The 14,247-nt window shown below is 40.2% G+C and carries 12 protein-coding genes; 4 read left to right on the top strand and 8 right to left on the bottom strand.

The window, feature by feature from the left end:
• Positions 1–8: 8 nt before the first annotated feature.
• Positions 9–575, bottom strand: a complete 567-nt coding sequence (locus MB09_RS09995) for an NUDIX domain-containing protein (RefSeq protein ID WP_045080749.1) — start codon at positions 573–575, stop codon at positions 9–11.
• Between the two features lie 75 nt (positions 576–650).
• Entirely contained in the window at positions 651–2,279 is a 1,629-nt protein-coding gene (locus MB09_RS09990) for a T9SS type A sorting domain-containing protein (RefSeq protein WP_240484825.1), read from the bottom strand.
• Between the two features lie 399 nt (positions 2,280–2,678).
• On the opposite strand from MB09_RS09990, the gene MB09_RS09985 reads away from it, so the two are divergent.
• Positions 2,679–3,416, top strand: coding sequence for a T9SS type A sorting domain-containing protein (locus MB09_RS09985; RefSeq protein ID WP_045080747.1), 738 nt, complete (start codon positions 2,679–2,681; stop codon positions 3,414–3,416).
• A gap of 67 nt (positions 3,417–3,483) precedes the next feature.
• Here MB09_RS09985 and MB09_RS09980 read toward each other — a convergent pair whose 3' ends face one another.
• Both MB09_RS09980 and MB09_RS09975 read right to left on the bottom strand, forming a co-directional pair.
• Positions 3,484–5,130 (bottom strand): DUF6029 family protein, encoded by a 1,647-nt coding sequence (locus MB09_RS09980; protein ID WP_045080746.1) that lies wholly within the window; start codon positions 5,128–5,130, stop codon positions 3,484–3,486.
• A gap of 29 nt (positions 5,131–5,159) precedes the next feature.
• Entirely contained in the window at positions 5,160–5,642 is a 483-nt protein-coding gene (locus MB09_RS09975; protein WP_045080745.1) for a TlpA family protein disulfide reductase, read from the bottom strand.
• A 232-nt stretch (positions 5,643–5,874) separates the two neighbouring features.
• Here MB09_RS09975 and MB09_RS09970 point away from each other — a divergent pair, with 232 nt between their 5' ends.
• Positions 5,875–7,173, top strand: coding sequence for an Omp28-related outer membrane protein (locus tag MB09_RS09970; protein WP_045080744.1), 1,299 nt, complete (start codon positions 5,875–5,877; stop codon positions 7,171–7,173).
• A 74-nt stretch (positions 7,174–7,247) separates the two neighbouring features.
• Here MB09_RS09970 and pruA read toward each other — a convergent pair whose 3' ends face one another.
• Positions 7,248–8,873 carry an L-glutamate gamma-semialdehyde dehydrogenase gene (gene pruA, locus MB09_RS09965; protein ID WP_045080743.1) on the bottom strand — a complete coding sequence of 542 codons (1,626 nt, stop codon included), beginning with the start codon at positions 8,871–8,873 and terminating at the stop codon, positions 7,248–7,250.
• Positions 8,874–9,077: 204 nt separating this feature from the next.
• On the opposite strand from pruA, the gene MB09_RS09960 reads away from it, so the two are divergent.
• Positions 9,078–9,791 (top strand): NRDE family protein, encoded by a 714-nt coding sequence (locus MB09_RS09960; protein ID WP_045080742.1) that lies wholly within the window; start codon positions 9,078–9,080, stop codon positions 9,789–9,791.
• Between the two features lie 42 nt (positions 9,792–9,833).
• Here the strand turns inward: MB09_RS09960 and apaG are convergent, their stop codons facing one another.
• From apaG to MB09_RS09945, 3 genes are all read right to left on the bottom strand, one after another.
• Positions 9,834–10,220 (bottom strand): Co2+/Mg2+ efflux protein ApaG, encoded by a 387-nt coding sequence (gene apaG, locus MB09_RS09955; protein WP_045080741.1) that lies wholly within the window; start codon positions 10,218–10,220, stop codon positions 9,834–9,836.
• A gap of 3 nt (positions 10,221–10,223) precedes the next feature.
• Positions 10,224–11,192: a DUF3667 domain-containing protein gene (locus MB09_RS09950; RefSeq protein ID WP_045080740.1), complete on the bottom strand. Its 969-nt coding sequence runs from the start codon at positions 11,190–11,192 to the stop codon at positions 10,224–10,226.
• 166 nt (positions 11,193–11,358) lie between these two features.
• Positions 11,359–12,612 (bottom strand): type IX secretion system plug protein, encoded by a 1,254-nt coding sequence (locus MB09_RS09945; protein WP_045080739.1) that lies wholly within the window; start codon positions 12,610–12,612, stop codon positions 11,359–11,361.
• Between the two features lie 279 nt (positions 12,613–12,891).
• Here MB09_RS09945 and MB09_RS09940 point away from each other — a divergent pair, with 279 nt between their 5' ends.
• Positions 12,892–14,244 carry a Na(+)-translocating NADH-quinone reductase subunit A gene (locus MB09_RS09940; RefSeq protein WP_045080738.1) on the top strand — a complete coding sequence of 451 codons (1,353 nt, stop codon included), beginning with the start codon at positions 12,892–12,894 and terminating at the stop codon, positions 14,242–14,244.
• Positions 14,245–14,247 lie beyond the last annotated feature (3 nt).

Genomic DNA, 14,247 nt, shown 5'->3' with positions numbered 1-14,247 from the left:
CTGAAATTTTAAGAAGAAACTTTATGGAGTAAGTACCACTGGAGTGCGAGTATGGTTTTGGCATCTTTCATTTCGGGAATTTTTGAGGCTATTTCCGAAGTGGGAATTTTTACCAATTGGATATCTTCATCTTCTTCTGAATTTCCGCCTCCTTTTTCAATTTGGTCATTTTCTGAAACTTCAGCATAAAAAAGAAAAATACGCTCGGTTGAAGCTCCGGGAGACGTATAAAATGTGTTTATCAAATTTGGGCTGGTCAGTCTATAACCCAATTCCTCCAAAACTTCGCGCCGTATGCATTCCTCGGGTATTTCATCTTTTTCCAAAGAACCGGCGGGTATTTCCAGCAGCCATCCGTCATTATTTTTGCAAGTGGGGTAGCGAAATTGATTGGTAAACAAAATGGTTCCGGTTTCCTTTTCAAAAAGTAAAACGGCAACCGAATCTCCTCTTTCAAAAGCCAGTCTTTTGGTTCTTATTCTATTGCCACTAAAAGTATCATAGGTTACGGAAGCCTTAATCATTTTGTAATGGTCGTTAAAGACTACCTTTTCATTTTCAATATTATATTCCATAGACTTTATTTTTTTCAAAATAATAAAAAAACCCCGAGCAAGTCGGGGTTTTTCAAGACTTTTAATACTTATAAATTATTTTGAAATCAAAAATCTTTTAGTGGTAAGAGCGTTATCCTTTACAATTCGGATAAAGTAAGTTCCATTTACCAGATTCGAGACATTGATCTGTTCGTTTATGGAAATATTATCTTGAGAAAGAATTCTTTTTCCAAGAACGTCAAAGATTTCAATGTTAGCGTTTTCAGCGTTTTTCAGATTTAAAATAGAGCTCGCTGGGTTTGGATAAAGACTGATGCCGTCTAATTGACTATCACTAATTTCAAGTACACCATTACTGTTGAATTCTTGGGATAGTTCGGCTCCCCAGTTTCCGCTAGCGTTAAATAGAAGAGTACCCTCGCTATCTGTAAGGGTGGCTCTTGTGCCTCCATCACCAAAAGTATCGATTAAAATAAAGGTATAGCAATCTTCCGGAATGTTCATGCGTATATCAATAACGGAATTGTCGTTGTAGGGTCCGCCGAATTCAACGATATTGCCATTAGAGTCTCTAAGGTTCCATCTGCACTCTTCCCCATAAGCATCAGTAATAATACGAAGATCGACGGTACCTGTACTTTCCGGTGCTTCTATGAATGTAGTATTAAATGAATTGTTTGAGTTGTCATCATCGTTCGGTATGGATACAGTAAGGGTGTTTGTTCCTTGGGCCGTGTAATTTACTTCTGGTAGTTCAATAGTTTCATCCCAAAGAGCAGGTAAATTTCCTGTCCAGTTGTAAGAGTGCGAATCACCATTTATTTCATAGGTAATTGCCAGTGATGTAAGCGTATTTTGCCCTTCGTTTTTAATGGTTACTTTTGGAGCGACGCTGGTCTCACAGGTAGCCGGAATATCTTCTATGGATACAACACTTACGTCGTTCGCAATGGTAATACCTGTAAAAGTAGCACGGGCTCCATGGCCACTGATTATTTCGCTTTGTGTTTCGGCGATGAATGCAACCACTTCCATATCGTCAACAACAGCAGGTACATTATTGTACATCGCCGGGATGGTGTATGTATAAGTTCTATCTACAAATGTGCTGGAGGTGGTTGTATTTATCGGATCGCCCCAAGTGGGTGTGATTATATCTACCAGTCGGTGCATATGGTTGTAATTATTGCCTTGACCTCCGCCAGTTTGTGGTCCTTTTGTATTGTTCTGCAATAAAGCTACGGTTAAAAAATTGGTGCTCAGGGGGCTGCTTCCGGTATAATAGCCTTCAACGTGGACCACCAATTCTCTGGTTTGAACATCTATGGTAGCTTCAACGCCTACATTTAAATATGAACTTTCACTCATAATAGTATTAGCTCGACTTGCCCATGCGGAGCGACTTATAACAGGACTATTGCCACTCCAAGTGTGTCTGTTAATCATTCCGGAGGGATAACTGTTAACGCCATAATAAGCTCTGATGGCATTTCCATCTGGAGTACGAAAGTCTGGTTCTCCAGGATTGGGTACTGCAAATCCTCCAGTATGGATATTTATTAAAAAGACATCATCGGGATTAGCGGCTTTAATTCCTTGGGCGATACGGTGACCGTCAGGGCAAAAAACGCACTTAATACCCGTGAACTCTTCAAGAATTACATTTTTATTTTCCGGAGAAGTTGATACAATTGTTTGCGCAAATGAAAACGAAGTTAACAATGTAAAAACTAAAAATAGGGGTAGTTTTTTAACCATGATTTTAGGTTTTTAATTAATGTGAAATTTAAGTTAAATACAAATGTACTTTTTTATAATCTATAATTATATTGTTTAGTGCGTAAATCTCTGAATTTTATGTGTTAAATCTGTAAAAAATGTTATATTATAGTGCCGATAACCGATATTCCGTGCGTTTTTGTCAATATTGTTTTCTATTTTAGAATCATAATTTTCATTATTGCAATATTTATTTTATTGGTTAAAATTATTTATTGATATGACTGTATTTTCAGTCAAAAAAAATAGAAAAATTAATTAAAGGATATTTTTTAATAATTATCCTTACTTTTGCTGAGGTTAGTAAAGACATTTTTAAACATTAATCTAAAAATTAAAGCAATGAAATTTAAATTACTTCTTTTATGTGTTTTGGGCTCCGTGGCATTCGCCAATGCACAGTTCACGGTGACTGATAGATCCGGCAATGTGCTCAATGATGGTGATGTAATCGAGTTTGGGGTTTTGACCTACCCCGAAGCATCATTCGAATTTTATGTAACAAACGATAATACGACGAATGAAATTTATACGAGGATTGAATATGTGCAAGAAACAAATTCTACCAATGGAGAATTTGAGCAATTGTGTTATGGTTTATGCTATAACAATCTTATGGCAGGTGAAACGGTTCCGCCATCGAATGAAGGCGCTCTCGTTGTAGGTGTAGGAGAAACTACACCAATGGGCAATCATTTCTACAATGATGATCCTGGGAATGGAACAGATAATATAGATTTTGTATTTGCGTTTCGTCAATATTCGGATCCCCAAGGTACCATAGAGACTGGAACTCCTCTTTTATTTACCTATCGCTATAATCCAACCTTGGGTATTTCAGAAAATAATACGGTAGATTTAACCATTCAATCCACTGTAGTATCAAATGAATTGATTCTGAATATAAATGAGCCAATTAATATGATGGTTTACAATATACAGGGTAAAGTTGTGAAGCAAGGGCAATTTGATGCAGGTCGGCAAATTGTTAACGTTTCTGATTTAAGTGCGCAAACCTATATTGTTCAGTTCAAAAATCAAAATGGTAATGTGCAGACAACAAAGATTATAGTACAATAGTAATAGCAGGTTACAATCAAAAAAGCCCCGAAAATTTCGGGGCTTTTTTTATATTATAAATATTTCTTTAGAATGTGACAACCAGATTTGCCGTTACGCCAGTGCTAGGAGGCACTTCCCGGCAAACACCGCCAACGCAGATCAACCCTCCGCGTTGTCTGCCATAGTTCATAGCAAAGCGAGCTCTGCCTTTAGAATAGCTTCCGCCAACACTGTAATAGTGAAGCTCTTTTTCGCCGCCGTAGTTCCACGAATCTGCTGCATACACCGTAATGGCTGGATTAAAATTATACTCTAGTACCCCGGCAGCCCAATTCTTATCATCATCCGCAGTCCATAAATGCTGGAGCTCCATACGCAAGGCTTTACCCTTTTCAAATCGTCTTGTGCCCTCAATAACTGCTATCTGTGCTCTAATATCTCCTTCTGAACCAAGAATTCCTCCTTTTGAAACAGCTTTATCAATTATAACATCTTGGTATGAAAGCACCGTGTTCCATTTAGAAGACCAGCGGTTTTTAATTTCAATGTTTAAATCACGAAAGTAGCGATCGCCATCACCAATAAATTTGGCGTCATAGGTCAAGTCGTCGGCGTTATAAGTTGCTTCCAAGCCAGCCCAATAAGAGAAGTTTCCGGCTAATTTGGTTCCAATTTTTCCTAAAGTAGATTCTTTGTCAAATGAATAATACACATCTACTTGGGCCCCCACTTCCCCGGCTCTTTTCTCATTTTCACTAAATAGGAGTCGTGGTTGGGAATTGTAAACGTAAATATTTGAAAGTAAATAATCGTGTTGTTTTGTTATTGCCGGTACGTAGTTTACCAACTGCTCATTGTATTGATTGCCTTCTGCATATCTATCGGCATAAAAAGTAAAATTCTCCAACCTTCGGAAAGTAGAGTTTATGCCCAATCCTTTTTGTGCATACCCCAGATTAAGTTGTAGTGCGGTCCCGTCAAAGAGTTGCGGGGTGGTAACCACTTCTTCATTTATCAGTACATCGGGATCTTTTGTTATGGCCTCAATTCCCCCGTAGAAATTGGAAACCACGAAATCCAATCTTCCACCATAAGCATTGACATTGGCCGGAATGGTATCGCTGGAACCATTGGATTGGTAGCGCCCTACATAACTGGCGCCCAACTTTAAATCTACGGCATCAATTTTCATGAGATCGCTTAGATCCAAATTGGCGTCGAGCCCCTGAATAACACCTTCAGAAACGTCAAATCCATTTCTGGTCTGTCCATAAACTCCGGTAAGATTAAACGTTGTCGAGGGACTGAATTTTACGCGTACTCCCTTCAAGGCATTATTAATTCCCAGTTGCCGATCCTCCCATGTTCGGAGAATCAAACCGCTGCCAAATTGTTCGTAAAAATAACCCCCAGTAATATCCAGAGTTTCATTTCGGAAATTAAGATAATAGGTTCCAATTCCGTTTTCACCGTCCCAGGTGGGAGAATATCCCAAAAGAGCAGATGGCAGATACGATTCATATTGAATTCCGGCAGTGAATTTTCCCAGTGTATAATTAAGTTGTAAATAATTATTCGCTCTAAATTGATCTTCTGGGGCAATAAAATCAAAATCTTCATCATCTAGAAGCCATTGTGAATTGGATTCAAGACCTCCGAAGAAATAGCCGTTATCTTGTGAAAAGCCGAGGACGCCCATTAGCATAAAGGCGCCGAAAATAATTTTTTTCATTTTAAAGTTTTGGTTGGTTGAAATTTCTGCTAGTTGGAATATTCCTTTATTTTTTCATAAAGCTCATATTCAGCCCCAGGGCTATATCCCGAATGACGATAAACAATTTCATTGTTTTTGACGAGTAATGTTAATGGCACCGTAGCGGCACCGAGGGCGCGCTTAAAGTCATTGTTAGTGTCCAATAAAACGGTATAATCCCACCCTTTCCCATTAATCAAGGGTTTCACTCTTTTTACGGTTCGACTATCATCCACCGATACGGCAAAAAGTTCGACGCCTGTTTCGGCCTGCCAATCAGCGTAAATTTCGCTTATCGCATCAAGTTCTTTTAGGCAGGGCACACACCAAGTAGCCCAGAGGGAAACAACGACAACTTTATCGTCTTTTGAAAGATCTTTAGAGCTTACGGTGGTGCCATCAACCGTTGATAGGTCAATCCTGGGCATTTCACTTTGCGAAAAACTTACAAGCGATACAAACAAGAGAAGAAGGGGGATTAATTTTTTCATGTAGGAATAGATTTAAATTTCATTTTATTCCAGCAATATTAAGTTTTTTTTAATAAAATCGAATTGGTTTAGTTGAAAAATTGCTCATTTAACAAATTAATTTCATGGGTTTTTCAGAATTAAGCTATATTAGCCTTCTTAAATATTTCATAAATTTTTATTAATTTGAAGTGCCAATGATTTCTTATTGGATTGGCTTCTCAAATCATTTTAAATCTCAAACATTATTCAGATGAAAACCTTTCCGTATTTAAAGATTTTGGTTGTTTTTACTGTTATAACCGTTATTTCCTGCAGTAAAAAGGAAGACCCGTATATTCCCGAGGAACCTGCATTGGCTCTGGAACTAAAAAGTGATGCCGGAACCGGAGAACTTGAAGTTCTATCCCTTGATGAGGCCGTGGTATTTACCGTAACGGGGAGCGATGGGGAAGATTATTCAGAGATATCCACTTATTATGTGAATGATACTGCCATAGCGGGCAGAACTTATACTTTCTCAGCTACCGGAACTTATGCGGTAAAGGCAGTTTATAATGAAGTAACGAGCAATCAGTTAAATTTTGAAGTACTGGCGCCTACTGAAAGAGCATTGACCATTGACGCTCCCAGAGCTATGAAAAATCAAACCGTCACCTTCGGTTTGCTTGACGCCAATGGCGACGATACGGCATCGGAGGCTACTTTTTATGTTAACGGCAGTGCTATTACAGGCTTTACCTTTACCTCTGCAACAGAAGGCAGTTTTGAAGTATATGCCGAATACACGGTTGAAAATGAGAATTATAGTACGCCAGTCAAGAATTTCTCAGTTTACACTCCAAAAAGGAAAGTAGTAATTGAAGATTATACGGGTACCTGGTGCGGTTTTTGTCCAGCCGTAGCCCTTGCAATCGATACAGTGAAGGCAGCCACAAACCAAATTTCGGTTGTTGCAATACACGAAACAGGTTCTACCCTGCCAGATCCGATGCATTTTGAAAGAATAGGGGAGTTAAAAGATGTCTTTGGAATAGGAGGTCTCCCGCAGGCTCGCTTGAATAGAACCCAAAAATGGGTCGACCCCTATAAAGTGGAGGATGTTCTTGCGATGGCCGGAAATGAGACAAATTTAGCTATTGCCATTGATTCCAAACTTACAGGTTCAAATTTAACTGTTGATACTAAGGTGGTTTATGCAAATGGTTCTGAAGCCGGTGATAAGATAGTAGTCTACCTTGTAGAGAGCGGCATTATCCATGCCCAGGCAAATTATTTCAATAACACCCCCAACCATCCTTTGGAAAATCATGGAAACCCAATTCCCGACTTCGTCCACAACGATGCGCTCAGAAATTCTCTGTCGGATATTTTTGGCGATGCCATTGCCAATACTTCGCCCTATACGGAATTTAAGAAACAATACAGCTTGGAGATACCTGCGGACTATAACGTTGACAATTTAGAAATTGTCGTGATGGTTGTGAACGCAAACAATGAGGCTAAAAACTCACAGTTTTCTAAGGTGGGCGAAAACAAACGCTACGAATAGGAAATATATCGCTAAAAATAAAAAACCATCCAGAATATTTCAGGATGGTTTTTTTTATGGCTTAAATTGCTATTTTACCCCAAGAAAGGATATCGATAGTCAGTAGGTGAAACGAAGGTTTCCTTTACCATTCTAGGCGAAATCCATCGGTAAAGGTTTTGCTTGCTTCCCGCCTTGTCATTGGTTCCGCTGGCGCGTGCACCGCCAAATGGCTGCTGGCCCACAACCGCGCCTGTAGGTTTGTCGTTAATGTAGAAGTTTCCAGCTGCATTTTCAAGAATTTTCACAGCTTCTTCCAAAGCATATCTGTCTTCGCTGAAAACGGCTCCCGTTAAGGCATATTCACTGGTTTCATCAACCAGATGCAAGGTCTCTTCCCATTTCTTATCGTCATAAACATACACGGTAAGTACGGGCCCAAAAAGCTCGGTACACATAGTGGTATATTTCGGATCTTTAGTAACGATTACCGTAGGCTCAATAAAATATCCTTTACTTTTATCGTAACCGCCGCCCGCTATAATTTCCACGTTCTTATCTTTTTTGGCTTGGTCTATATAGCCTGCAAGTTTGTCAAAGGAACTCTCGCTGATAACGGCGTTTATGAAATTGCCCATATCCTCGGGCGTTCCCATTTTAAAGGAGCGGATATCGTCAACCAAATAATTTTTTACGTCTTCCCAAATGCTTTTCGGAATATAGCAACGGCTGGCCGCACTACATTTTTGGCCTTGATACTCAAAGGCACCACGGGCCATTGCGGTAGCCACTTGTTTTGGATTTGATGAACTGTGCGCAACAATAAAATCCTTTCCGCCGGTTTCCCCAACAATTCGTGGGTAGGTTTTATAATTTTTGATGTTGTCGCCAATTTTTTTCCAGATTCCCTGAAAAACCCCAGTAGAACCCGTAAAATGGACACCACTGAAATCCGGGCTCGCCATAAGCGTGTCTGAAATCATCGCGGCATCGCCCATTACCATATTGATTACCCCCGCCGGAACGCCCGCCTCGCGGAATACGTCCATTATTACTTTTGCGGAATATATTTGTGAATTACTCGGCTTCCAAACAACCACATTGCCCATCAAAGCGGCACTTGCGGGAAGGTTCCCGGCAATCGCCGTAAAATTGAAAGGCGTAATGGCATAGACAAAACCTTCCAAAGGTCTGTATTCAATTCGGTTCCATGCCGATGAGGTAGATTCGGGCTGCTCGGCATAAATCTCGGTCATATACTGCACGTTGAACCTTAAAAAGTCAATAAGCTCACAAGCCGAATCAATTTCGGCCTGGTAAATATTCTTGGACTGCGCAAGCATGGTTGCGGCGTTTATTTTTGCTCTGTATGGGCCGGCAATCAGTTCGGCGGCGCGAAGAAATATTCCCGCACGTTGCTCCCAAGGCATAACGGCCCACTTTTTTCGGGCTTCCAGTGCGGTGGCAATTGCCTCTTCCACATTTTTTTTGGTAGCTTTATGATAGGTTCCCAACACGTGCTTATGATCGTGCGGCGGAGACATCGTGCCGGTTTCTTTGGTTTTAACCTCTTTACCGTTAATAAATAAAGGCACCTCAATTTTCGCCTTATACATTTTTCTGTAAGTTTCAAGCACCTCTTCCCGTTCCGGCGAACCTGGAGCATAGCTCTTTACTGGTTCGTTTACCGCGATTGGCACTTCAAAAAATCCATTTCCCATAACTGTTTCAATTTTTAATTTATGAAGATTGCAAAGGTACAATTTTTTTAGTGTTCAGTTGGCAGTGGCAGTAGGCAGTTTTTGGTTGCGTTTAAGAAAAACGCTTGTCTGATTATGTGTAAAATTTATTTTAATCAGTAGATTTACCGACGATCTACGGGCGGGCGACTGCAAACTGCTACTGAAAACTGTAAACTTTAAAGAATGTGTACGATTACTTTTATTCCGAAATCCAACAACGATTTTATACTAACATCAAACCGCGATGAAGCTCCGGGACGCGAAACTTTTCCTCCTGAAATATATGAAGAGGAAGGGGTAAAACTGCTTTACCCTAAGGATGCCTTGGCGGGGGGAACGTGGATTGGTTTGAGTGAAATGAAGCAGTGCGTAACCTTAATGAACGGAGGTTTTGTGGCGCACAAAAGAAAATCCTATTACAGAAAAAGTAGGGGCGTGGTAGTGAAGGATTTATTGAAGGCAGCTAATTTCCAAAGCGAAATCAAAACGTACGATTTTCAGGGTATTGAGCCATTTACGGCAATCGTGGTAGAATGGAAAGCGGAAATTCAATTGTTTCAATTGGTTTGGGACGGTACGGAGAGTCATTTTTCTGAAGAACCTTTGGCGCCGCAAATCTGGTCTTCTTCCCCGTTATATCCACAAAATCTCAAGAAAAAGCGCGAACAATGGTTTTCAGAATTTTTAATGAAAACCGTTAGACCATCCGAAGAAGAACTGCTAAAATTCCACAAAACCGCTGGTGAAGACGATTTGAACAGCAATCTTATAATGGACCGCGGTTTCGTAAAAACAAAAAGCATTACCCAAATTTCAAAAAAGCAAGGGATTATTAAAATGCGCTATGAAGATCTGCAAAGTGGTAAAATCGTTAATTCCGTAGTGGATGGTTGGTAGTCGTGAGTCAGTTCGGGCTTTCATGTGGGAGAACGGCTCTCTCTAATTCATCGAAAACGGGGCGCTCAAATTAAAGAGTGGAATGGAAACACGGAATTTCCGGGTAGTGGTGAAATTTACCATATTATAGTGGCCTTTCATTGCGCCAAAGGGAGAATATAAAAGGCATCCACTGGTATATGCATGTCTCTCGCCGGGCTGTAAAATGGGCTTTTGGCCTATAACGCCCTCGCCTTCCACGGTTTCGGAATGGTTTAGGGAGTCTTTTATTTTCCAGCAGCGCGAAGTTAACTGGACCGTGTCCTTGCTTTGGTTTTCAATAGTAATGGTATAGGCAAAGGCATACTGCATTTTACGGTTTTTGTAAAACGTGCCATCAAATTCAGTCTTTACCGAAATTTTAATTCCTTGTGTAACCTGTTGTACCATTTTTTAATAGACTGCTGCGCTTGCCGCCACAAATAGACCGGTGGCCGTTACAAAGCTCAGAAAAAATACAATGCTTAAAAATACAAATTTAAATAATGTCTGCCAGTTTCCCTGGTTATAAAATTTCCGGAGCGCCAGATAAAAATACACGGGACCCACTAAAAGGAATAAAATGGATTGAAAAAAATCCGAGCCCACGATTAGTTCCGGAATCCTAAAAATGACCATCGTTAAAAAAATAAAACTGAATATATGGAACACAAAAATTACGTGTTCCATATAGGTGAATTTTTTTCGGGAATAGAGCAGCCAAAAGAAAAATGCGTAGAACGGGGTAAAAAAGAAAAGGAAGAAAGGGATTTTGGATGAAATAAAATCTACGAATGCCTGGGGCTTATACAGAATGTTATACCAAGTAATAGCTCGAGAATATAACCATCGGTTTTTAAATGTATTATTGTGGCTCAAAGAGTTAAGTGCAGTAATGGGGTTTTTCTCTTTGGTGCGATAAAAGTAAGCAAAATACAAGGACATTCTTTTGGTGTGTCTATCAAGAAATTTCAAATTATTAAGCTCAGCTTCTGAAAAATAAAAAGGAATGCTAAGTTGTGTTGCTTTAAGGGAATCAAGTTTAGAAGATGATGCGAAAATACCGGGAGTTTGATTCGCAAAAACTGAATCCAGAGGAGCCTCTCGTGGAGATTTAATGTCAAGACCCAAAAGATTTTCTTCTGATGAAGTAAAAAAGCCGATAAATCCCTGCAATAAAAAATAAATTATCGAAACACTCAAAAAGAACCGGAACGGATTGGCATATTTTAACCGTTGTCCGTTTACGTAATTGCGGGTTATAACTCCGGGTCGGAACAACAGATCTTTGAGAGTGTTTCTCAGCCGCGAATCATAGACCAGGATACTGCTGAGGAATTCCGCGAAGAAATCTTTTACTGATAGCTGCTTTTTACTATTCAATTGGGAACAATAGGGGCAGTAAACATCATACGTCCAAAGGTTGATTGCAATTCAGGCATTTAGTACCGCGATATTGCAAAGATTTTCTGCCGGTAGAAATCTCGCCTTTCTTGCGTTTCATGGCTGATTGGATAAAAGGTTAAAGTTTCGAATAAAATATTGAAAATCAGTTGTTGCTAATATTCCTCGAGTTAGCATAGCCCGTGCCAATAATACGGTCATATCTTGCGCCCAGATCTCGGAAATATACTATTACGGTATAGTCATTTTCCGTTTGCCAGAAATCTCCACTTACAGCTCCTTCATCTATACTCCCATCGCGGTTTACAACTACATATTTGTAATTGTAAAAACCTTGCTTAAACAAGCGTTCATTTTGGTAGGAATTGCTCTTGGGGTCGTATTTCATATAAGTGCTTCCGTCGATAGTCCAATTGTTGAAATTTCCGTAGAGATGCAATTCTTTGTCTCCAAGGTCATTATAATACTGCAGATTAAAATGCATTCGTACATACTCCGCCTCCAGATCTTGGTTTCGGGCATCTACGTTGCGCACTACAAAATTTCCGTTTATGTCTGGATTGTAGGTATAGGGCCTATCATAGCGGGGAATGTCCGTGTAGAGATAATTTTCGTAAACATCGGTAAGCTCGATGGAACGCACGCCATTTGTGGCAGAGCGCTCGTCTTTATTGTCGAAAGCAAGAAATTCATTACCGCCACCGAAGTATGCCTCCTTATCATACCTATAGATAAGCTCATTGCCCATGGTATATTGCGGCACAAGATCTGTAATGGCAGTTTTTAGATTGCTATTTTGCAACACCAGGGTTTTCACGGTTTGTTTTGGGTTGACCAATAATAAATTTGGAGAATTTATGGTGAAATGCACTACCTGCTTTTCCTCGATAACCTTTAGGTCGCGCGCACGTTTTATTTCTACGCCTACGGAAGCTATGTTTTCAATCACCAAAAATTTCCTCGTAAATACCAACTCTCCATCGCTGTTGAAAATGCTTAATAGGTAATTACCGCTTTTTTGAATAGCGCGTGTATCACGATTGGGAATGGTAAGTTGATAATGCGAAAATATCTGGAGCGTATTTACCGAGTTTTGATAGGTGTCTATGCGCACGTCGTCAAAACCATCCAAATATTCACTTTTTGAGAGGTCGCTGGGGGTCCAGTCAAAGTCGTGATGGGTGATAGTGTAGTAATAGTCCTCTTCTTCGCCATTTAGCGCGTCAAAGGAAAGTTGCAGCTGGCCGCCCAGCCGGATTACGGGCAATTGGCTCAAGTCAGTCCCCCCTCGAAATTGTATGGTGCTGATGTATGGAGGCTCTACTTTCTCTATAATTTGGGAAAAGACTGGAAAAATAGCAAAGAAGAAGATAAGGCTAACAGAAAGTGTTTTAGACATGGCAATGGTTTAAAAGGCTAAGATAACAAAATTTGTGCCTGATACGATTGCGGTTTTCGCACATTTTAAAATGGTTTGGTTTTGAAATTATTGAATTCGACCAATTTCATAATTTAAAAACGTTTTAAAATAGCAGTCCATCCCTTTTTAACACAGAAAATTATAGGCATTTATTGTGCAATGGTATATTTAATTTATAAATTTGCACGCCCTTATTCCCCGCACATTTGTTTTTAGGGGAAATAGGGTGTTAACAAGGCATTATTAATATCCATATTTATGTCCAAAGACATTAAGATTAAAAAAGGTCTTACCATTAAATTGAAGGGCGAAGCAGAGAAAACGCTATCCAGCGCCCCGCGATCCAGAACTTTCGCAATAAGACCCTCCGATTTTCATCTCATCACCCCCAAAATGGTGGTTAAAGAAGGTGGAAAACTTCAGGCTGGCGACACCATTTTCTATTCAAAAAGCAACGAAGCTATTAAGTTTGTTTCTCCCGTTAGCGGAACGCTTACCACAATAGAGCGCGGCGCAAAGCGTGTGATCACTGAAATAACCATCGAGGCAGATGCTCAAGATAGTTTCAAGGATTTCGGCATTTTAAGCCCAGATTCTTCAAGTGCGGAGGCTATTAAAGCGCGCTTACTGGAGTCTGGATGCTGGCCATTTATTATGCAGCGTCCGTATGCCGTAATTGCAGATACAGAGCAAGAGCCTCGAGATATTTTTATTTCAGCATACAATACCGCCCCATTGGCAAACGATTATGATTTTTCTTTGAAAGGAAAAGAAAAGGAACTTCAGGCAGCCGTAACCGCGCTAAGCAAACTCACTAAAGGACAGGTACATGTCGGCATAGGCAAGGGCAATGATTCTCCTTTTAAAGGATTAAAAGATATTTCCCTTCACAATGTTTCTGGTCCGCACCCTGCAGGAAATGTGGGTACCCAAATTAATAAATTGGCCCCTGTTAACAAAGGTGAAATAGTTTGGACCATTGCACCACAGGATCTCGTAATTATTGGTGAATTGCTCCTTACAGGTAAATTCAATGCGGAGCGTATCATCGTGCTTTCCGGTTCCGAAGTAAAAACCCCAAAATATTATAAAACCCGAATAGGTTCTGAGGCCGCTACTTTTTTATATGACTCCGGTCTTAGGGATGAGAATGTTCGCGTTATAAGCGGAAATGTGCTTACGGGTACAAAAATTTCTCCGAAAGGCCATTTAGGCTACTATAGCAATACCGTTTCAGTGATTCCGGAAGGAGACGATTATGAACTCTTTGGGTGGAACAAACCGGTTTTTGATAAAATTTCAACCTCACGTGCCCTGACTTTCTCTTGGTTAACGCCGAATAAGAAATACGACCTCGACACCAATACTAACGGAGAGCACCGCGCTTTTGTGGTAACCGGCGTTTACGAAGAAGTATTTCCGTTGGATATGTACCCACTGCAAATTTTGAAAGCCTGTATGGTTCAGGATTTGGACGAAATGGAGGCGCTGGGAATGTATGAAGTGGCTCCGGAAGATTTTTCGCTTACCGAGTTTGTTTGCGTGAGTAAGCAGCCGCATCAACAAATTATCAGGAACGGTCTTGATTTAATGTATAAAGAAATAGGATAACCG

Origin of the sequence: Aequorivita vladivostokensis (genome assembly GCF_000952855.1) — a bacterium.
GTDB lineage: Bacteria > Bacteroidota > Bacteroidia > Flavobacteriales > Flavobacteriaceae > Aequorivita > Aequorivita vladivostokensis.
Note: the sequence above shows the minus strand (reverse complement) of the source record. Positions and strands in the feature narration are given on the sequence as shown.